Annotated in this window: 15 protein-coding genes; 3 read left to right on the top strand and 12 right to left on the bottom strand. The window is 38.2% G+C overall.

Annotated elements, in window-relative coordinates; genetic code table 11:
• Window positions 1-2: 2 nt before the first annotated feature.
• The 7 genes from PP182_RS06030 to PP182_RS06000 form a co-directional block, all read right to left on the bottom strand.
• Window positions 3-2,420: an ABC transporter permease gene (locus PP182_RS06030; RefSeq protein WP_272650436.1), complete on the bottom strand. Its 2,418-nt coding sequence runs from the start codon at window positions 2,418-2,420 to the stop codon at window positions 3-5.
• A gap of 11 nt (window positions 2,421-2,431) precedes the next feature.
• On the bottom strand, window positions 2,432-4,813 hold the full coding sequence (locus PP182_RS06025; protein ID WP_272650435.1) for an ABC transporter permease: 2,382 nt from the start codon (window positions 4,811-4,813) through the stop codon (window positions 2,432-2,434).
• A gap of 23 nt (window positions 4,814-4,836) precedes the next feature.
• Window positions 4,837-7,251: an ABC transporter permease gene (locus PP182_RS06020; RefSeq protein ID WP_272650434.1), complete on the bottom strand. Its 2,415-nt coding sequence runs from the start codon at window positions 7,249-7,251 to the stop codon at window positions 4,837-4,839.
• A gap of 15 nt (window positions 7,252-7,266) precedes the next feature.
• Window positions 7,267-8,028: a head GIN domain-containing protein gene (locus tag PP182_RS06015; protein ID WP_272650433.1), complete on the bottom strand. Its 762-nt coding sequence runs from the start codon at window positions 8,026-8,028 to the stop codon at window positions 7,267-7,269.
• Window positions 8,029-8,127: 99 nt separating this feature from the next.
• Window positions 8,128-8,823 carry an ABC transporter ATP-binding protein gene (locus PP182_RS06010; protein ID WP_272650432.1) on the bottom strand — a complete coding sequence of 232 codons (696 nt, stop codon included), beginning with the start codon at window positions 8,821-8,823 and terminating at the stop codon, window positions 8,128-8,130.
• 65 nt (window positions 8,824-8,888) lie between these two features.
• The gene (locus PP182_RS06005) at window positions 8,889-10,139 is read right to left on the bottom strand and encodes an efflux RND transporter periplasmic adaptor subunit (protein ID WP_272650431.1); all 1,251 of its coding nucleotides are present in this window, start codon (window positions 10,137-10,139) and stop codon (window positions 8,889-8,891) included.
• A 20-nt stretch (window positions 10,140-10,159) separates the two neighbouring features.
• Window positions 10,160-11,506 carry a TolC family protein gene (locus tag PP182_RS06000; RefSeq protein WP_272650430.1) on the bottom strand — a complete coding sequence of 449 codons (1,347 nt, stop codon included), beginning with the start codon at window positions 11,504-11,506 and terminating at the stop codon, window positions 10,160-10,162.
• 210 nt (window positions 11,507-11,716) lie between these two features.
• Here PP182_RS06000 and PP182_RS05995 point away from each other — a divergent pair, with 210 nt between their 5' ends.
• Complete coding sequence (locus PP182_RS05995) at window positions 11,717-13,081, top strand: sigma-54-dependent transcriptional regulator (RefSeq protein WP_272650429.1); 1,365 nt, start codon at window positions 11,717-11,719, stop codon at window positions 13,079-13,081.
• 1 nt (window position 13,082) lies between these two features.
• The gene (locus tag PP182_RS05990) at window positions 13,083-14,429 is read left to right on the top strand and encodes a sensor histidine kinase (protein ID WP_272650428.1); all 1,347 of its coding nucleotides are present in this window, start codon (window positions 13,083-13,085) and stop codon (window positions 14,427-14,429) included.
• Window positions 14,430-14,434: 5 nt separating this feature from the next.
• On the opposite strand, the gene PP182_RS05985 is transcribed toward PP182_RS05990, so the two are convergent.
• From PP182_RS05985 to PP182_RS05965, 5 genes are all read right to left on the bottom strand, one after another.
• Complete coding sequence (locus tag PP182_RS05985; RefSeq protein WP_272650427.1) at window positions 14,435-14,767, bottom strand: MGMT family protein; 333 nt, start codon at window positions 14,765-14,767, stop codon at window positions 14,435-14,437.
• A 2-nt stretch (window positions 14,768-14,769) separates the two neighbouring features.
• Window positions 14,770-15,399, bottom strand: coding sequence for a LysE family transporter (locus PP182_RS05980; RefSeq protein WP_272650426.1), 630 nt, complete (start codon window positions 15,397-15,399; stop codon window positions 14,770-14,772).
• Window positions 15,400-15,403: 4 nt separating this feature from the next.
• Window positions 15,404-16,072 carry a tRNA (guanosine(46)-N7)-methyltransferase TrmB gene (trmB, locus tag PP182_RS05975; RefSeq protein WP_272650519.1) on the bottom strand — a complete coding sequence of 223 codons (669 nt, stop codon included), beginning with the start codon at window positions 16,070-16,072 and terminating at the stop codon, window positions 15,404-15,406.
• Between the two features lie 45 nt (window positions 16,073-16,117).
• Entirely contained in the window at window positions 16,118-17,080 is a 963-nt protein-coding gene (locus tag PP182_RS05970; protein WP_419197723.1) for a sensor histidine kinase, read from the bottom strand.
• A 104-nt stretch (window positions 17,081-17,184) separates the two neighbouring features.
• Entirely contained in the window at window positions 17,185-17,871 is a 687-nt protein-coding gene (locus PP182_RS05965; RefSeq protein WP_272650424.1) for a response regulator transcription factor, read from the bottom strand.
• Window positions 17,872-18,130: 259 nt separating this feature from the next.
• Here PP182_RS05965 and PP182_RS05960 point away from each other — a divergent pair, with 259 nt between their 5' ends.
• Window positions 18,131-21,049, top strand: coding sequence for a TonB-dependent receptor (locus PP182_RS05960; RefSeq protein ID WP_272650423.1), 2,919 nt, complete (start codon window positions 18,131-18,133; stop codon window positions 21,047-21,049).
• Window positions 21,050-21,054 lie beyond the last annotated feature (5 nt).

Raw genomic sequence — 21,054 nt, 5'->3', positions numbered from 1 at the left:
TATTATTCATTCCGCAATGCTTCCACAGGATTCGCCACTGCAGCCCTAAAACTTTGCCAACTAACAGTCAGCAATGCGATAATTAAGGCCAAAATTCCAGCCAGACCAAAAACCCACCAACTCATGGTTGTCTTATAGGCAAACCCCTCTAGCCATCGGTGCATGGCATACCATGAGATTGGCACGGCAATGATAAATGCAAGTCCCACCCATTTTACAAAGTCTTTATTTAAAAGTGAGAGAATTTGGATGATAGTGGCACCATTGACTTTTCGAATTCCAATTTCTTTCCTTCGTTGTATAACGGTATAGGAAGTCAACCCAAAAAGCCCCATGGAGGCAATCAAAATTGCTAGAATGGTAAAAACCTGAAAGGCCGAACCAAAGGCTTTGTCCTCTTTGTACTGCGCCTCGAACTTTTGGTCGAGAAAAGTGTAATTGAAAGTACTTTGGGGGAATTGACCGGTCCACTTTTCCTGAATCTGTCCAATGGCTCCTGTCATGCCAGAAACAGAAGAAGCCTCTTCATTGAATTTCACCAATAAATTGGAGCCTTGTTTATCATAACGTAATATCATAGGTTCAATGGATGTTTTGAGCCCAAAATGATGATAATCCTTTATGACTCCTACAATAGTGTTGTCACGACCAAAAAATTCAACGGTCTTATCTATGGCATCTTCCATATTGGAAATTCCCATAAACCTTACGAACTTTTCGTTCATTACAATGTCGGTACTGTTTCCTTCAGAATTTTGTCTGAAAGGCCCTCCGGCGATAAATTCGATATCCATCAGTTCAAAATAATTCTGATCTACTGCATAATTATATGTAATTCGCTTATCATCTCTTGTTCCATCAGGGAACGTAATCCCCGAATTGGAATTTAGTTCATCATATCCATCACCGGGATACGTCTCTGCCTGGGACGTAATTTCAACAAAAGGAAATTTTACAAGTTCCTTTTTAAAGGTTTCAAGTTTATTGGTAAATAGGGAGTCCGGAATGGAATTTAAAACTTGCCCGTTTAAAGCAACCACCTGATTAAGGTCGGCCCCTATAGGTTGATTTCCTAAAAATTTGATTTGTTTGGTTACGATAATCGTGCCTATCAATAAAACAATGGTCGCCAAAAATTGCCCCATAATCAAAACTTTTCTAACAATAAGACCGTTTCCGGAAGTTTGTATTTTTCCTTTAAGTGCCTTAGCCGGCGAATATTTGCTTAATACGAAAGCGGGATATAGACCCGATAACAAACTCCCGAACAAAACAAAACCCAACATAGGTAGTATTCCCTTTAAACTTGAAAGATGAATTGACAAGTCTTTTCCAATGTAGCTGTTGAATAAAGGTAGTAGAGCCAACACTACTAAAAAGGCAATTATAACTGAAACGATATTGAGAAGCATCGATTCCAATACCGACTGCCAAATGATTTGTGGTTTTAAAGCTCCTGCGACCTTTCTAATTCCCGTTTCTTTGGCACGTTCCAAAGATTTGGCCGTTGAAAGATTTATATAGTTCAACCAGGAAAGTATGATGATGATAAGGGCAATGGCCATTAAGAAAGTAATCCTACTGGCACTTCCATTGGCTTCGGCCTCGTAGGGCTTATCGGAGTAAAGGTGAATATCTTCCAACGGTTCAATATTGTGCCGTTCATGAAGTAATCCGTCGACCTTAAAATTCTTGATTTTATTTTGTAACTGCACGGCATTCGCCATTGGATCAACTTGAATATAAGTAAAGTACATATTTTGGTTCCATGTATATTTCCAATCTCTTTCGAAGACGTCCCATGTATAAAAGGTTTTAAATGAAACCAAAAAATCATTTTTAATGTGGGTGTTACGATTATCATCTTTGAGTACTCCCGTCACCGTAAAATTTGGACTGTTGGAGTCAAAGATTTTTAGAGCTTTTCCTAAGGGATTTTCCTTACCGAACATCTTCGCAGCCAAAGCCTCGGTAAGAACAATGGAGTAAGGTTCGTTCAGTGCTGTACTGGCATCTCCCTGAGATAAGCTATAATCAAAAATTTGAAGAAAAGAAGGGTCTGTCAATGACCCTTTTAAATGATCGAAAATAGCATTTTGTTGGAGCAATAGAATATCTCGCACTTGCCTTAATCTCGCAAAATCAATAATTTCAGGAAACTCGTCTTTTAAAGTTGGCGCGCTTACAATATAAGCGTTAGCATCACCTGGAACCCATTCGTCCCCTTCCAAATAATCCATATAAACGCGATAAACATTTTCGGATCCCTCAAATCTATCATAGCTGCGTTCATAATTTACATAGAGCATGATGAAAATAAATGAAGCAACGCCTATAGCTAGACCAAAAATGTTAATAAAAGAATACAGTTTGTTCTTTAGTAAATATCTGGTTGCTATTTTCAGAAAAAGCTTATTCATAATTATCAGTATTACTCTGTTCGCAAACTTTTTACAGGGTTGGTCAGTGCAGCCCTGATAGATTGGAAACTGACCGTTAATAAGGCTATACCCAAAGCTACAATTGCAGATATGACAAATACCCACCACTGAATTTGTATGCGATAAGCAAAACCTTCCAACCAATTTTCCATAAGCCAATAGGCCAAGGGGAAACCACATAGTAATGCAATGAATACTAATTTTGCAAAATCCTTGGATAACATCTGCGCTACACTGGCAACCGAAGCACCTAAAACCTTACGTATACCTATTTCTTTTCTTCGCTGCTCTGCAGTAAATGCGGCCAAACCGAACAAGCCCAAGGCAGCCACGAAAATGGCCAGTATACAGAATACTATACTTATTTGCCCGGCCCTTTTTTCACGTGCATAAAGATTCTCTAGATTCTGGTCTAAGAAGATATAGTCAAAATCTAGATCAGGAGCTACTTTGTTAAAGGCCATTTTTAAACCCGACAAGGTATTGGAAATATTTCCTGATTTAAAGCGCACCAACATAAAGGATTTACCTTCGCTGGTATTATTATGAAATGCATAGGCACCGATAGGTTGGCGTAACGATTCATAGTTAAAATCGTTCAATACGCCTACAATGGTGTTGGGAACCCCAATATATACCTCCTTGCCAATGGCTTCCTCAGGGGAAAAGCCTAAATAATCAATAGCTTTTTTGTTCAGAACAACTTCCACCAATGTATCGCCTTCACTTTTATGTATTGGAAGTCCTTGTCCCGCTAAAAGTTTCAAATTTAAGACATCGATTATTTCAGCATCGGCCACATTGGTCTGGATATTCAATCCATGTTCATCCGATTGATTTTTTTTTAAGGTACGTCCACTTACGTCAACACTAGGATATCCTTGGGCCATAGCTACCGAGGTAACATCGGTTAAACTCTTTAGTTCCTGGACCATAGCACTTTGATTCTCCATTCCGCGTAATCCCCTTACGGATATGGCCATTACGTTTTCCGGAGCAAAACCCAAATTCTTGTTTTGAATAAATTGCGTTTGTTGATAAATGACCAACACGCCCACAATCAATGATGCAGAAGCAGCAAACTGCAGTACTACCAATCCCTTTCTTACCGCCATGTTTCCTTTTCCCTGTTTTAGGGAAGGGGATAAGATTTCTTTGGGTAAGAAACGGGACAAATAAAGCGCTGGGTATATTCCCGATATAAAAGTAGTTATGACCCAAATTACACATAGGACAGCAAAAAATTTACCCGTAAGTAATAGGTCAAATTTTAATTCTTGGTCGGTCAAGGCATTAAAGGCGGGCAATACCATAGTTGCCAAAAGCAAGCCCAACACTATCGAAATGACCGTAATTAATCCGGTTTCCATATAGAACCTACCTACCAAAGAGCCAGAGGTTGCGCCAAGGGTTTTACTGATACCCACTTCTTTTGAGCGCTTTTGAGATCGTGCCGTGGTTAGGTTCATATAGTTCATGCAGGCAATCAACAGTATAAGTACCGCCAAATATCCCAGGTTTCTCACTTCATTGATATCCCCAACACGGGAGGTATAGGTATTGCCGAAAGAAGCAGAATGCAAGTGTACGTTACTCAAAGGCTGCAGGGAAAGCGAGTACCATTGGTTCTCTTTGGATACGTTGGCATCCAACATTTGGCTCACTTGAATCAAAGTAGCCTCAAGAGAAACATTTTTCTTTAGTAGACAATAGGTCTCGAAACTAGAATTACTCCAAGACGTATTCTCATAAAACCAATAACCATTACTAGAGGCCATTACATCGGCATCCAAGGTGCTATTTTCAGGAAAATCCTTATACACTCCTGTTACCTCTAGCTTTCGGCTACCATCAACGAGTAATACTTGGCCAACAGGATTGTCGTTTCCAAAATACATTTGTGCTGTCGTTTCCGAAATAATTACCGTATTTGGCCGATCCAATGCACCTACCTTGTCTCCTTTTAATATGGAAATATCAAATATGGACAACAACTCTTTATCTACCCAATAGAACCGATCCTCCGTAAAATTCTCATCGTTAACACGTAATGATGCCGTACCCCCAAAATCATGTTTCAGCATTCTAGCCGCCTTTTCCACATTGGTCACTTCTTTTTGCAAACTACTTGCTACAACGGGAGGTGTAGAGGCCCAAGTTTCATAACCAAAATCACCATCCGTTTCTACCAAAACCCTATGAATTCTGTCCTTATTAGGGAACATAGTATCAAAACTCTGTTCATGTGAAATGAACAAAAACAGGAGAATTACAATCGCCAATCCTATGGAAAGACCAATAATATTAATCAAGGAAAATAGTCTATTAACCTTAATATTTCGCCAAGCGATTTTGATATAGTTTTTAAACATGTCCCTTGTTTTTTAATTTGAAGTTATTCCGTACGCAAACTTTTTAGTGGTTTCGTCAATGCTGCAATAATGGATTGATAGCTAATCGTAAGTATTGCAATAGCAAGCGCTATGAGGGCAGCTGAGATAAAAATTCCCCATCCTATGGTAATTCTATACGCAAAGTCTTCTAACCAACGGTTCATCATATACCATCCTATAGGTATAGCGATACCTATGGAAATTAGAATCAACTTCATAAAGTCCAGTGTTAACAATTGATAGATACTTTTAAAAGGGGCGCCCAAAACCAACCGGATACTGATTTCTTTTTTACGTTGTTCCACCAAAAAGGCAGAAAGGGCAAACAGACCCAAGCAAGCGACCAGTATGGCAAACAAGGCAAAACTGTTGAATATTTTGCCCACGCGCTGAACATCATCGTGCATTTGGGTAAATTCTTGATCTAGAAAGGTGTATTCAAAAGCCTGGTTGGGTACATATTCTTGCCAAACTTTTTCAATATCCTGCAAAGCCGAAGTGGTAGCGGCAGCATTTAATTTTACAGATACAATACTAGGACTATTACCTATGACCAAGCTTAATGGTGTAATTTCTTCTTTGAGACTTTTAAAATGAAAATCTTCAAGTACCCCGATAACCGTCCATTCCTGGCCATTAGTAATCCGCTTTCCAATAGGATTGTCAAATCCCAGTTCTTTCGCCATAGCAGCGTTAATGACAATCGCCGAGGAGTCACTCGCAAATTCTTCCGAAAAACCTCTCCCTTGGTTCATAGTAAGGCCAAGGGTGTTTATATAATCAAAATCTACACGCCAAATTTGACCGGGTACGCCACGTTCTTGATCTCCTTCACCTATTTTATTGAAAGTATTGCCGTTACGCTTTGTTCCTTCCACCGGTAAATAATCACTTACGGATACACTTTTTACTTCCGATAGCCCTAATAATCTATCCTTAAAAGTATTCACATTATTGCTCAATAAATTGGCTCCTTGCACCATAAGCACCTGTTCTTTATCATAACCCAATTTCTTGTCTAAAATGAAGTTCATTTGTTGGTAGATAATTAGGGTTCCTATAATCAATACTACGGATGTGGTAAATTGAAAAATGACCAATCCACTTCGTAAACTCCCACTTTTACTACCGATGCTCAGATTTCCTTTGAGCACATTGACAGGTTTAAAAGCAGACAGGTATAGAGCGGGGTAGAGACCAGCCAGAATCCCCACAAACAATGACGCAAACAATAACAAAGGCAAGAACCACCATGCAGACCATGGCATTACGATACTTTTAGCAGCGATTGAATTAAAGGTTGGCAGTAAGGCCCACGCCAATAAAATGCCCAATACAAATGAAATAAGGCTAAAAATCACCGATTCCGTTAAGAACTGATTTACTAAATTACTTTTAAAAGCGCCAACCGTTTTTCTCAATCCTACCTCTTTTGCCCTATTCGCTGATTTTGCAGTGGACAAATTGATAAAATTTATGATGGCTAATAAGAGTACGAAACCGGCAATCGCCGCAAAGAGCCAGACAAACCGTATGTCACCGTGTTTCAACCGGTCACCCATTTTTATATCGGACTTTAGGTGAATGTCCGTAACGGGTTGTAGTTTATATTCTAAGGTTTTTAAGACCTCCATAAAATCTTCCCCCACGCCTCTTTCTACTTGTGCCGGTATAAAATAATCCTCTAATATTGCAGCCATTTTATTTTCTAAGGTTGCAATATTTGTATTTTGATCAACTAATAGATAGGTGAAATAATTGGTGGTCGTCCAACTGGTGTTTTTATCTTCTACTACTAAAAGAAAGTCGAAATCTAGATGTGATTTTTGCATAGGATTTTCATCGATAACCCCGGTAACCGTATATGGTTTACTGGTATCGTCATCAAGGAAAATAGTACTTCCAAGAGCATTACCATTTGGAAAATACTTAGCAGCCTTTTCGGCCGTCATCACAATACTACCTGGGTTGCTCAGTACTTGATCAGGACTGCCCTCCTTTACATCGAACTCCAATATTTCAAATGCACCTTGGTCGGCAAAGATGAAGCCCTCTTCAAAATTATTTTGAGATGTCCCTTTAACGCGAAACGCTCTTCTTCCCGCCCCAAAGAGCTCACTGGTATTGATTTTACCTGCTTTTTCAATTTCAGGATACGTAGATTCTAGGGTTTCGGCAAAAAGATTTTGAAAATGAACACTCTTCAAAACTTCACCGTTCATAACGCCCTGCATCACCACCCTAAAAATTCTATCTTTATTCTGGTAGTGATCATCATAGCTTAGTTCATTCCTAATAAACATGGCAATAAGTAGACAGGCGGCAATCCCCATGGCAAAACCACCAATTTTAATGGTGGTAAAGAGTTTGTCCTTCTTAATATTTCGCCAAGCTATTTTTAGATGATTTTTGAACATGATTTCCTCCTATGACTAATCGATTGGGGATATTTTGGCTTCGCCGATTACTATGCCTTTGCTTACTTGGGGGGAACCCTGATACGCAATGGTCGCTTCACCGTACGCGGTTACTTTTAATCTATCATTCACAGCTATTCTATAGCTACCTTCACCGTAGGCCACAACTTTAACCTCGTCGCTATCCACGCCCAAAGCATTGACCGTCGTTTCACCATAAGCCGTAATTTTTTGACGCTTAACTGTTCCATTTTTTAATTCAATATAGCTTTCACCATAGATGGTGGTGGTCAAATTATCGAAATCCACGCTGTTCATATAAATTTGGGACTCGCCATAGACCTTAAGTTTAAATTCCTTGCCGGATAAAGGGCTTTCACAAACAAACTTTTCCTCACCACGGAGAGAAAGTTCTTTTAACGTTTTATAGGTAACAGTGGCCGTTACTACAGTTCCTTTATAAATGGGCTTTTTATAATCATAATGATCACCTTTTACTTTTTTGCTGTCTGTGTACGTCTTGGCGCCGTCTAGATATAATCTTAGGGTTGAGCCGACCACTTCAATATTCAATTTGTCAAGAGGTTCCGTACTGGTATGAATGGTAACGGATTCGGTACTGCCCTCCACAAAGGTTACTGCTATGTGTGGACTTACAATGACCTTCTCAAAAGAGTCCGTCCCTATATTTTTGAGCTGGCCAAAGACCATTGTCGAAAGAAACAAAAAAACTGTGATGAATAGTTTTTTTTGAATTATCTGTATAATTGTTTTCATGACTGTTCTTTTTTTGATTTGCTTGATTTTTGATTGAACCCTAGAAACCATTTTTACAACGCTCAATGGTCTTGCTTAGGGTAAGTGAATAAACTCCTTTTACATCATGGCCCCTATAGCCCTATTTTGACTCTCTGTTACGATTTGTCCGTCGAACAGATTCACCACTCTATGCGCGTAATGTGAATCTCGATCAGAGTGCGTAACCATTACGATTGTAGTTCCTTCTTGGTTCAATTCCGTCAATAGGTTCATAACTTCGATTCCATTTTTGGAATCCAAATTACCCGTTGGCTCATCCGCAAGAATTAACTTTGGATTGGTCACCACCGCTCTGGAAATAGCAACACGTTGCTGTTGCCCACCGGATAATTGCTGCGGAAAGTGTTTCTCTCGATGTGCGATTTTCATACGTTCCAGCACCTTCATTACTTTTTCCTTTCGCTCACTCTTTCCCATTTTTAGATAGATGAGTGGTAGTTCCACATTTTCGTAGACCGTTAGCTCATCGATAAGGTTAAAGCTTTGGAATACGAAACCTAGATTTCCCTTTCGCAATTGGGTACGTTGGCTTTCCTTAAGCCCGCCAACTTCATGACCGGCAAAATTGTAGCTTCCTTCCGTAGGATTGTCCAACATACCTACTATGTTCAATAAGGTGGACTTCCCACAGCCAGAGGGTCCCATTATGGCGACAAATTCACCATCTTCCACCTTAAGGTTTACATTATTTAAAGCCAAGGTCTCTACCTCCTCGGTCCTGAAGCTCTTTTTTAAATTCTTAATAGTTATCATCTCTACTTTTGATTAAATTGATTGTTATAATGACATCCAGTACATCTGAATGTGACAGTTTTTCTTTATTTTAATACGATTCTTTCAGCTTCTCCAAAGCTGTCATAATTACTGGTTATTACTTTTTCCCCAGCATCCAATCCTTCTAAAACCTCATAATAGCGAGAATTTTGTTTTCCTATTCTGATGGGTCTCTTTAGTGCCTCTCCTCCATCTGGGCCAACAACAAATATCCACTGGCCACCTGTACTTTGGAAGAAACTACCTTTTGGCACCAATAAGGCATCACTGGATTCTCCCAATTGTAATCTGATATTATAGCTCTGACCTGTACGTATTGTTTCAGGTTTATTGTCATTAAAGACCAAGTCTACCCTAAACCTTCCGTTTCTGACCTCGGGATAAACTTTCCTTACCCGTAATGGGAATTCATTTCCATTACGTTCCAAAATAGCACTCAAATCCCTTTTTACACGATCAATATAATGTTCGTCTATATCCGCTTCAATTTTATAATCGGTAAGCACATTGATCTGTCCTATACGTTGACCTTGAGAAATATTCTGACCTATTTCTGCATCCAAAAAACCCAATTGGCCATCTGCGGGGGCACGTACATTTAAATGGTCCAGACGCTGATACACCATACCCAAGGTCTTTTGCATACGATTTAAATCAGCCTCCAATACAGGTAAGGATTTTTCTCTCAACTCATTGTCGTTCTCTGTCTGTACCTTAACGATCTCATATTGTTTTTTGGATAGTTCATAGTTTTCCTTTGAAAGCTGATATTCCTCTTGAGAAATCAATTCTTCGTCATAAAGGGCCTTGTTCTGCTCAAAGTTTCTTTTTAGGCGTTGCAAATCCGTACTGGCCGTTGCCAAGGAACGTCTTCCCTCAACTTGACGCGAATCAAAAGTTAATTTTGTGGAACGCAGATCATTTTGTTTCAATGCCAAATTACTTTCACTAGCCAATATTTGTTCATAAAGGTTCATATTCTCCAACTTTAGGATAATATCTCCCTTTTTCACCATGGCTCCTTCCTCTATTAATTTTTCGGTAACCCGTCCTCCTTCATAGGCATCCATGTAAATGGTTGTGATGGGTGCAACATTACCATTGATGGTGATGTAATCATCAAACTTACCTTGCGAAACTTCAGCAATGGACAACTTGTCTTTTTCAGTCCTAAAAGTTGAAACCGAAGTTGCAAAAAGTAGTTGATATCCTACGAAGAGCAATAATATACCCAATGCTATATACCCGTAATGTTTGGGTCGTAATCCTTTTTTCTTTTCTAATTGTATATCCATTCTATTTTCTAATCTTTTTATTAGTTTATGTTAAATACAGGGAGTCCCTTGTAAAAATCTATGGTACTCTTATTAATCTCCGATCTTAGCCTTACTTGCAAGTTTTCATTTTGTGCACTGGCAAATAAATTTTTTGCCGTGAACAATTCCAATGCGTTTATCAGACCCTTTTCATAACGTTTCTGGGCAATGTTAAATGCCAAGTTTTGTGCTTTAACTTTTTGATCACTTTGTTCCAACTCCACCAACAGGGAATTATGATCTTGCACCAATTGTTGTATGGTCTGGAAAAGTACTTGTTCCTGTGTTTTTAAATTATTTTCCGCTCTCAATTTTTCAATCTTGGATTGTTTAATTCTTGATCTTGCGGACCACCCATTGCTTATAGGTACGTTTAAACTTACCCCAATATATTGATTGGTATTGTCTCTAAACTGATCTCGAAATGGCAAAGTACTTCCCAAGCTATCAGTTCTGGTTTCAAAATAACCGGTCCCAACACCGGCAAAAAGTGTTAGTGAAGGGTACAATCGCCCACGGGATACAGCAACCTGTTTTTTGGCAGCTTTCGCCCTTAATTCTTGTGCCTTGATCAAAGGCAAAAAATCACGGGCAAAGGTATAAATAGAGTCCGATTGTATTTCTTCCCCACCAATATCATTACCTATATCTGTCAATTGTTCTTGAATGTTTATTTGCGAGGTCCCTTCTAAATTCATCTCTTGAATTAGGGCAAGCTTGGCCGCTGCTAACTGATTCTTGCTTTGGGTAAGATTCAATTCATCCGTAAGCAATAAGGACTCGGCCTCATATAAGTCGGCGCCCGCTTTTAAGCCCAGTTCAATTTGTTTGTTCACCAATTCATAATTGGATTTTGAAACGGCTAACTGTTCTTGAGATATAGTGACCAAACCCTGAAAAAATTGGATATCATAAAAAGCTTGCATCACTCTAAAGGCCAATAGAAATTTCTGTTGTAATACCTCCTCCTTAGTAGCTTTGTACAAAAACTTTGAGGCTTTAATTGAATTTATTTTTTGGAATCCCTGAAATAAATCGATCGAAGATTCCAAGGAGTAATTATTCCTAAAGAAATCTTGGGTTACAAAAGTTCCGGTATTAGGATCTTCCGCCCGACCCGAATTGATGAAATAATCTGAACTGGCGTTAATCGAGGGAAGTAAGTTTCTTATGGACTGAGCATAGGTTTCCTTATTGGATTGATTGGTGTATTTAAAATCGTTTAGCTGTAAGTTATTTTCCAGCGCATAGGATACACATTCATCCAACGACCATTTTTCTTGGGCCCATACGTTTACTCCTATCATAAGAAGTACAAATAGTGCTATTTTAAATTTATGCGTCATATTTTTTTAATAGTATGCCATTCTTAATACTATTTACATGCCACAATCTTAAAAAACTGTAATTCAGTATTTTATATCAAATTCAAGAATGAAAATTGAAAACCACTGTAAAATACTTGTACAGATATTGTAAAATAATTTGACACTTATAAAAAAGTATTCAAGTCAATTTGTAGCTTTAACTCAATCAATAGGTAATGCTATAGTTTTATGGTAGATGCAAAAATATTAGTCATAGACGACAATAAAAGTGTCCTAAGCGCTTTGGAAATCTTATTACAGTTTGAATATAAGAGTGTGCAAACAATCTCAAACCCCAACCAAATTTCTTCCTTTCCCAATTTTAGCTCTTTCGACATAATTCTGTTGGACATGAACTTTTCCGCCGGTGTAAATACCGGAAACGAAGGATTGTATTGGCTCCGGGAAATCAAGAAAAAGGCACCGCATATTTCGGTAATCATGATGACCGCCTATGGTGCAATTAATCTAGCGGTAGAAGCTTTAAAAGAAGGTGCGTCCGACTTCATTCTTAAACCATGGAACAACGAACGGTTATTAACTACGGTAAAATCTGCCTATGAGCTAAGAAAGACACAAAAAGAAGTCGTACAGTTAAAAGAGAAGGAAACAAACCTTAAACAGGTAATCAACCAAAACTCCAATTACATCATAGGGAACTCCAAGGCCTTGAATCGGGTTTTAAATCTTGTTCAAAAAGTTGCCAAGACAGATGTTAACGTACTGGTAACTGGTGAAAACGGAACCGGAAAAGAGCTCATTGCCCGGGAATTGCATAAATTATCACCAAGACAAAATGAGGTTTTTATTTCCGTGGATATGGGTTCCATTTCAGAAAATTTGTTCGAAAGTGAATTGTTTGGTCATGTAAAAGGCTCATTTACCGATGCAAAGGAAGATAGGGCCGGAAAATTTGAGGCGGCCAATGGTGGAACCTTGTTCTTGGATGAAATAGGCAATCTTTCACTCCAGATGCAAGCCAAATTATTATCCGCTATACAGAACCGGGTTATTGTTAGGGTGGGTTCCAACAAACCAATTCCAATTGATATTAGGCTTATCTGTGCTACAAATTGTAATTTGGACAAAATGGTTTCCGATGGCTTGTTTCGGGAAGATCTATTGTATCGAATCAACACCATTCGTGTAGAAGTACCACCGCTTAGGGACCGTGAGAACGACATACTTGTGTTAGCTGATTTCTATTTGAACAAGTTCATCAGCAAGTATGGGAAACAAGGATTAAGGATAAACCAACAAGCGCAGGATAAGTTAATGGCCTATGCTTGGCCTGGAAATATAAGAGAGCTGCTCCACACCATGGAGAGGGCAGTTATTTTGAGCGAAGGGAATGTATTAAAGCCCGATGATTTTTTATTGGAATCCAAAGGTTCCATATCCATAGAAAACGGACCAAATACCTTGGAAGAGATGGAATTGATTATGATTACCAACGCCCTTAATCAAAACGACGGCAATTACAGTGCGGCGGCAGAACAGTTGGGCATTTCAAGGCAGACCCTTTACAATAAGCTTAAAAAATCATCCAAGTAATATGGTAAGCCGTAACATTTATTTACAGCTGTTTTTCCGCATCATCCTAATTGTGTTGACAGTGGTCGTAGCAACCTATCTTTTCTTTAATGGAAGTTATATTTCCTGTGGTATTGGCGTTTTAATTATAATCGCCCAAACCACGGCACTTATAAATTATGTGAACCAGACAAATCGAAAAATCGCTTATTTCTTCGATGCTATTAAAAATGAAGATTTTACGCTTCGGTTTCCCGAAAAGCTTAGTGTAAAATCCTTGGAAGAGCTCAATCATAGCTTAAACATGTTAAATAGCATGATACAGGATATTCATTTAAAGAAACAGGCACAGGAGCAATATTATCAAGAAATATTAAGGCAGGCAGATATTGGTATTTTCACCATTAATGCGAAAGGACATATACTATTTGCCAACCCCACAGTACAAGAATTACTGAATTATCGTCCATTGAACCATATAAAACAGTTGAATCAGGTAGACCACGAACTCTATCAAATTTTTCAAAAATTGGAGCCCTTTGAAAATAAAATATATCAGCTTGGCAATGAAAGGGGAAAGCGGGATTTAAGTCTTAAATGTACTCCATTGACCATTGAGGGACAGGATTTATTATTGGTAGTTGTTCATGACATCCATCGAGAATTGGATGAAAAGGAAACGGATTCCTGGGTAAAACTAATCCGAGTGCTTACCCACGAAATCATGAATACCATTACCCCGATTACCTCAATTTCAGAATCGATTCTAAGCTATTTCAAAAAAGGAAGTACCCTCACAGATCATTCTGAATTTAGTAAAGACCAAATAAAAAATACGGCAAAAGGATTGGAAGTAATTAAGGACCAAGGGAATGACCTTATGAGTTTTGTACAATCTTACCGTAAATTCCTAAGTGTGCCGGAACCTGAAAAGGAGCTCGTTTCTGCTAATAAGCTTTTGGAGCGGGTTAAACTTTTGTTGGAAGAACAGAACCAAGACCATCCTATCAGCATAGAAGTCGAAGTAAACCCCAAAGAACTAGAACTTTATATCGATTCACAACAAATATCGCAGGTGCTATTAAATTTGGGCAAAAATGCCAAACAATCGTTAGAAGGCCAAGAAAATGGAATGATAAAGTTCATATGCGGTATTAACGAAATGAATAAGAAGTATATCCAAGTTTGGGATAATGGAACAGGAATACCCCCTGATTTACTTAATGAAATTTTTGTTCCTTTCTTTACTACAAAAAATTCCGGTACAGGCATCGGATTAAGTCTCTCCAAACAAATAATGCGACTCCATGGAGGAAGTATCAATGTAGTATCCGATGAAAAGACTGTTTTTACTATGATTTTTGATTAAACCGATCAGCCTAGTTCCTTCCAAGGATCCCAGAAGTACTTATCCAAATCCTGAATCTGGTTATCAACGACATTAATACCTTCATTTTCCAGTAATTGCTGCATTAAGTTGCTACCGTCAAAATGATGTTTCCCGGTTAAAAGCCCTGCTTTGTTAACTACCCTGTGCGCAGGAACATCTTCCATTTTTCCCGCACCGTTCATGGCCCAACCTACCATTCTGGCACTTCTTGCAGCTCCCAGATACTTCGCTATGGCACCATATGAAGTTACCCTACCATGTGGGATTTGTCTTGCCACCTCGTATACCTTTTCAAAAAAATTTTGATTATCCTGCATGACTACCTATTTACGACACGAATTACGGTAATGAGTAACAGGATGACCATAAGAAAGGACAGTATATAATTGGCATTCCTTTCAAATCTATTGGTCTTGTGCTCCAGTTTGTCAAAGTAAAAGACGTAAAGATAGAGTACCGAAAACGTTCCTAAACCAGCCGCCAAAACAAAGATGATAATATCCAGGAACATAAACTTGATCCATCCAGAAGCATTCCACATAATATTTAATCCGCTGTAGTAAGGGATGGTCAATAAATTGAGTGTAGCTAGGAACATTCCCTTAAAATAACTATTTCTTTTACTGATTTTTATCGCTTTTATTTTTGTCTTTTTGTTTCGTTTGGCGGCAATAAAAAAATAAATCGCCAACCCTGCAAAAACGATTATAGCAAGCTCAAGTAAAGTAGAAACAACCTCCGGATTTCTATCGAGAAATTTAGAGATAAAGACAGCTATGGTCGCCTGCAGCATGATAACGGTAGACACGCCCAGACTAAAAATAACCCCATTGAGCTTATTTTTCTCCACACTGGTCTTTGCTGCATTCAGGTTCAGTAATCCAGGAGGTACAGTGGCCATGAACGCCGCTGAAAATGTAGCGAAGAAAAGAATGAGCAAATGTTGCATGTGCTTATTGTACCCTAAACTGGATATAGGTTATTGGTTTGCCTTTCTCAAGATACTGATTTTCGTAGAATGTTTGTATTTCCAGAACATCCTTTGGACTACCTTCATTTTTGTAAATATCGTGGTTTGCGTATAGAATTTCCAACCCTAGACCATGTAAAATACCTAGCGTATATCCATGCATAAATTCACTATCGGTCTTTAGGTGTATGACCCCTTCTGGTTTTAAAACACGCCTGTATTTCTCCAAAAAAACGGCATTGGTCATTCTGTGTTTGGTCCGTTTATATTTTATTTGGGGATCAGGAAAAGTAATCCATATTTCAGAAACCTCATCTTTTCCAAATAAATAATCTATTAATTCGATTTGAGTTCTTAAGAAAGCTACATTGGCCGAGCCATCTTCAATTGCAGTTTTTGCACCTCGCCAAAATCTGGCTCCTTTAATGTCGATTCCTATGAAGTTTTTATCCGGGTTTTTCCTTGCCAACCCCACCGTATACTCCCCTTTCCCACAACCGAGCTCCAAAACTATTGGATTGTCATTTTTAAAATGGTCATTCCAGTTCCCCTGAAGTGAAAAGCCTTCAACTACCTCTTCCCGAGTCGGCTGAATTACGTTTTTAAAGGTTTCGTTCTCCTTAAATCTCTTAAGCTTGTTCTTGCTGCCCACAATTTTCCTATAAGAGCGCAAAGCTAAGAAAATTGGAACAGGTCTTTATTTCTTGGAGTTTGTATTTTGAGTTTTACTTTTCTCAAGAGTGAATGAAAATTCCGAACCTACGTCCTTTGAACTCTCCACGTAAATTTTCTCTCCATGAGCCTCAATAACATGCTTAACAATGGATAGACCTAGACCACTTCCACCTTCTCTACGACTACCGCTCTGATCTACCCTATAGAAACGTTCGAACAATCTAGGAATATGGTTGGCCGGGATTCCTTCGCCATTATCCGTCACCCTAACAATTACCTTATTTTTTACCAAATTTTCTACACTTACCTCTGTAGTCCCATTTTCATTACCGTATTTAATGGAATTCACTAAAAGGTTGGTCAGAACTTGCTGTATTTTTTCCTCGTCCGCATTCACCATAATTGGTTTAGGATAGACCATATCAAAGGTGAGGACAATCTTTTTCTTGGCCGCCTTCATTTCCAGAAGATCAAATACGCTCTGTATGAGTTCCACAATGTTAAAATCTTCCTTTTCCAGTCTTAGGTCACCAACTTCCAATTTTGTGATTAAATCCAGGTCCCTTACAATATAGATAAGTCTTTCTACTGCTTTATTGGCTCTGGATAAATATTTCTTTCTTATGTTTTTATCATTGATTGCACCATCCAAGAGGGTTTCTAAATAGCCTTGAGCGGTGAACAATGGGGTTTTCAATTCATGGGAAACGTTCCCTAAAAAGTCCTTACGATATTCCTCCCTGATTTTTAGGGTGTCAATTTCAATTTTCTTGTCTTTGGCAAATTTTTCAATTTCTGCGGTAAGGGTCCGCATATCGGTCGTAACTGGATGCGATGTAAGTGGCGTGGACTCCAATAGCGCAACATCATCGTATATTTTTTTTATTCTTCGATATATAAACCGCTCTATTCTAAACTGTAGTGCCAAAAAGGAGAGAACAAAAATAATTATGGTAGCAAGTCCAAGAAGACCCCAATTAAGCATTTTGAAAAGCCAAAGAAGCGTTCCAAAAACTGTGAAAGAAATTAATCCTATATACAGGGCAGAACGTAAGGCAAACCTATAGGATTTTTTAGCTTTAATAGGCATTACAATACAAACTTATATCCTACGCCCTTCACGGTCTTAAAATGATCTTCCCCGATTTTTTCCCTTAACTTCCTAATATGAACATCAATGGTACGGCCGCCAACAACGACCTCATTGCCCCAAACCTTATCCAGTATTACCTCTCGTTTGAACACTTTATTTGGCTTAGAAGTCAATAAGGCCAAAAGTTCAAACTCTTTTCTTGGAAGGATAATTTCCTCCCCTTGGTTAACGATTTTATATTCTTCCCTGTTAATTACGATATCCCCGACTTTGGTTATATCTTCCTGAGGACTTTCCCCTTTGGACATACGTCTAAGTAAGGCATTTACCTTACTAACCAAAACTTTTGGTTTAATGGGTTTTGTAATATAATCATCTGCACCGGCATCAAAACCTGCCACTTGTGAATAATCCTCGCCCCTAGCCGTTAAAAAGGTTATAATGGTATTCTCCAAGCCCGGTGTTCTCCTCATAATTTCACAGGCTTCGATACCATCCATCTCCGGCATCATTACATCAAGTATAATTAAGTGAGGTTGTTTCTTTTTAGCTTTGGAGACTCCTTCCGCACCATTTTTAGCGGTAATGACTTCGTATCCTTCAGAAGATAAATTATAGCTGATAATTTCCAAAATGTCCGGTTCATCGTCCACTAAAAGTATCTTAATATCCTTCTTTTTCATCCTGTTCTTTTATCTGGTTGTATTAGGTTCTGGTATTCTTTATCAAATCGAAATCCCGATTTATATGTGTTTTTTCAAGGTATTGTACACACACTAAGTTTATCAAAAGTACTGATAATACCCTTATCTCGAAATCGCTTAACGTTGATTTAATATAGTAACGTTTAGATAACATTTTTGCAATCCATATTTAACATGACCATAACCCGACCTTTACAACCCCTGACGTTCTTTGCGGCTGATAATGAAGAACATTTTAATGAGAAAATTTATTACGCTTTTATTGATTTTAGGTCTACATACCGTATCCGCCCAAGACACGGGAAGTATTGCCGGGGCATTGACCGACAAAGAAGTAAATAACGAACCATTGGCCTTTGCCAATGTTTTAATTAAGGGAACTACAAAAGGTACAACATCCGATTTCGATGGCCTTTATGAAATCGCCAATTTAGAGCCGGGAAACTACACTGTTGTTTTCAGTTATTTAGGTTACGAAACTGTAGAGCTTCCGGACATTTCCGTAGAAGCAGGAAAGGTCACTACCATTAATGTACCACTCAGTGCCTCCGCTGGAGTTTCTTTGGACGAGGTGACGGTAGTTACTGTAGCAAGAAAAGACTCCGAGGTAGCTCTATTGTTAGATCAGAAAAACGCAGTTACCGTTGTAGAAAGTATAGGTGCAAAAGAATTAGGTGATTTAGGTATATCTGATGCAAAAACCGCCACAACCAAAATTTCTGGTGTTTCTGAAAGTGAGGCCTCTGGAGATATTTTTGTTCGAGGTCTTGGTGACCGATACTTATCCACAACCTTAAATGGTTTACCTATACCGTCTGACAACGTTGACAAGAAGAACATTAATCTAGGGTTGTTTCCCACAAGAGTTATTCAAAACGTCAGTATTAGCAAAACATATTCAGCGAGAACATCTGCAGATCAAGCTTCTGGTAACATTAATATAACATCGAGAGAGTTAATTGGAAGTTCTGAACTAAGTGTTGGAATTTCTGGTGGCGTTAACTCTTCCGTTAATGAGGCAGATAATTTTAAAATAAGCCCAAACCTTGCAGATGAAACTACGTTTGGATTTTATGATGCTAACAGCAATCTTGTTCAACAACTTACTGAACAATCCTGGGACCCATCCATAAAAAGCAATCCATACAACTATGGTGTAAACCTTACCCTAGGAAAAAAGTTTTTTGATGGAAAACTTTCATTTGTACTTACCGGAGCTCATGATGAAAGTTACCGTTATAACGAAGGTATTTATCAAATTTTGGAATACGGTTTTGTGCAAGTTGGTGCATCAGATTATACTACTTTTCAATCAGAAATAAACAACACGGCACTGATGGATTTAACCTGGTTCATCAATGACAAGAATAAGTTGAAGTCCACTACCACGTATTTAAGTACATTGAACGACGATGTGGTAGAATTCGGAAGAAACGGTGAAGCCCAGGTAAGTGATGATACCGGGGCCTTTAGCAGTTTTGGCATTCCTTTAGAATTCGTAAGAGACCAAAATACAAAACAAACCAACCTTTTAGTAAGCCAGTTATTAGGCGAACACAAATTATCTGAAAAGAACCAGTTAAATTGGGCTTTTGGTTATAATTTATTAAATGCTGACGAACCCAACCGTATTCGTAACCAAGTGTTTTTTGACACCACTCCAGAAAGCTCCGTAGCTATTAACTCACAAGGTGGTTTTAACCAAAGAAAAGCAGCTCAGCTTATTGAGGATAATGAATACAACGGCTATATTAATGATGTCCTACACATTATTAAAGAGGAAGATTCCAACAAAGCTTTTGATATTGAATTAGGAGTTTTCTATCGCAATAAAGAAAGAGACTTTAGCTCTGAATTCGTTGGGGTTGTGGAGTCTAATGATGTAGATAGGTTTAGTACACGCTCTTCAAGTTTAGACGATTTAAATTCTATTATTTCAACTCAAAATTTCGGAAATGGTTCTATAGAAGTTCGTAGGTTAAGTCTTAACGAAAATGGAGTTCCTCAAGATATCTACACAGGTGAATTTACTTCTCAAGCTGCCTATGTTGATTTTAATGTAGCACTTAGCAAACTAAATGTAAATGCTGGACTAAGAGCTCAAAAAGATGATATCAATGTTATCTATGACGTTGGTGGTAGTGGTACACGCTTAGTAGGTGAAACTAATCAAGAATATCAGAATTTCTATCCAAGTTTAAACCTAAAATACACACTTAATGATAAGCATGCTTTACGTTTTGCTGCTAGTAGAACTATTACACTACCAGAATTTAAAGAAATTGCTCCATTTAGGTACGTGGCTCCATCAGGTCAAGAAGTTACGGGTAATGCCGATAACCTTACCGCTTCCTTTACCAACAACTTTGATATTAAATGGGAATTCTTCCCTTCTAATGATCAGTTAATCTCTTTAGCTGTTTTCTACAAAGACATTAAAGATCCAATTAACAGAACGGTTCAGAGAGGTGGTGAGAGTATTTGGACCTTTGAGAACACCGGAGAAAAAGCTGAAGTACTTGGTTTAGAGCTAGAAAGTAAATTAAACCTATTAAAACCTTATTACGACGAGCAAAACGATGTGTATTCTGGAATTGATTTAAGCTTAGTATTAAATGCAACAGTAATGCATCACGAGCAAGATTTAAAATTTGTTCCTACCGAAGATGGTTTGAGTGCAACGGATTTCTTCAAATTCGGCACCAACAATTCAACTGGTTTAGAGGGTGCTTCAGATTTTATATTAAACACAAACCTAAACTTAAAGACCTCATCCGAAAACCCATTTACTGCATCTTTAAATGCTAACTACGCTTCGGACAAGATTTTTGTATTGGGTAGTCCAGAAGGATTTAACATCTACGATTATTCCTATAACGACAACATTGTTGAGAAAGGTTTTGTGGTTTTGAATGGTAGAATAAGTAAGGAATTTGCTAAGAAATGGCAAGTTTCATTAAACGGTCAAAACCTATTAAACCCAGAAATTAAAAGAACACAAGGAGTGCTTGAAAATAGAAATGAAATCAGGGCTTTTTCTAATGATATTAACGAAAGGTTAGGCCCAAATGCACCAGAAAGGATTATTAGAACTGAAACCGTAAGGTCATATAAACTAGGTAGAACCATTGGAATTGGGGTTACCTATTCATTTTAAAATAA

The sequence above is a fragment of the Maribacter sp. PR1 genome (genome assembly GCF_028464145.1).
Taxonomy (GTDB): domain Bacteria; phylum Bacteroidota; class Bacteroidia; order Flavobacteriales; family Flavobacteriaceae; genus Maribacter.
Note: the sequence above shows the minus strand (reverse complement) of the source record. Positions and strands in the feature narration are given on the sequence as shown.

Excerpts from the sequence above, each read along its gene's own strand:
- PP182_RS06030 (WP_272650436.1), bottom strand. The coding sequence starts at position 2,420 with ATGAATAAGCTTTTTCTGAAAATAGCAACCAGATATTTACTAAAGAAC.
- PP182_RS06025 (WP_272650435.1), bottom strand. The coding sequence starts at position 4,813 with ATGTTTAAAAACTATATCAAAATCGCTTGGCGAAATATTAAGGTTAAT.
- PP182_RS06020 (WP_272650434.1), bottom strand. The coding sequence starts at position 7,251 with ATGTTCAAAAATCATCTAAAAATAGCTTGGCGAAATATTAAGAAGGAC.
- PP182_RS06015 (WP_272650433.1), bottom strand. The coding sequence starts at position 8,028 with ATGAAAACAATTATACAGATAATTCAAAAAAAACTATTCATCACAGTT.
- PP182_RS06010 (WP_272650432.1), bottom strand. The coding sequence starts at position 8,823 with ATGATAACTATTAAGAATTTAAAAAAGAGCTTCAGGACCGAGGAGGTA.
- PP182_RS06005 (WP_272650431.1), bottom strand. The coding sequence starts at position 10,139 with ATGGATATACAATTAGAAAAGAAAAAAGGATTACGACCCAAACATTAC.
- PP182_RS06000 (WP_272650430.1), bottom strand. The coding sequence starts at position 11,506 with ATGACGCATAAATTTAAAATAGCACTATTTGTACTTCTTATGATAGGA.
- PP182_RS05995 (WP_272650429.1), top strand. The coding sequence starts at position 11,717 with ATGGTAGATGCAAAAATATTAGTCATAGACGACAATAAAAGTGTCCTA.
- PP182_RS05990 (WP_272650428.1), top strand. The coding sequence starts at position 13,083 with ATGGTAAGCCGTAACATTTATTTACAGCTGTTTTTCCGCATCATCCTA.
- PP182_RS05985 (WP_272650427.1), bottom strand. The coding sequence starts at position 14,767 with ATGCAGGATAATCAAAATTTTTTTGAAAAGGTATACGAGGTGGCAAGA.
- PP182_RS05980 (WP_272650426.1), bottom strand. The coding sequence starts at position 15,399 with ATGCAACATTTGCTCATTCTTTTCTTCGCTACATTTTCAGCGGCGTTC.
- PP182_RS05970 (WP_419197723.1), bottom strand. The coding sequence starts at position 17,080 with ATGCTTAATTGGGGTCTTCTTGGACTTGCTACCATAATTATTTTTGTT.
- PP182_RS05965 (WP_272650424.1), bottom strand. The coding sequence starts at position 17,871 with ATGAAAAAGAAGGATATTAAGATACTTTTAGTGGACGATGAACCGGAC.
- PP182_RS05960 (WP_272650423.1), top strand. The coding sequence starts at position 18,131 with ATGAGAAAATTTATTACGCTTTTATTGATTTTAGGTCTACATACCGTA.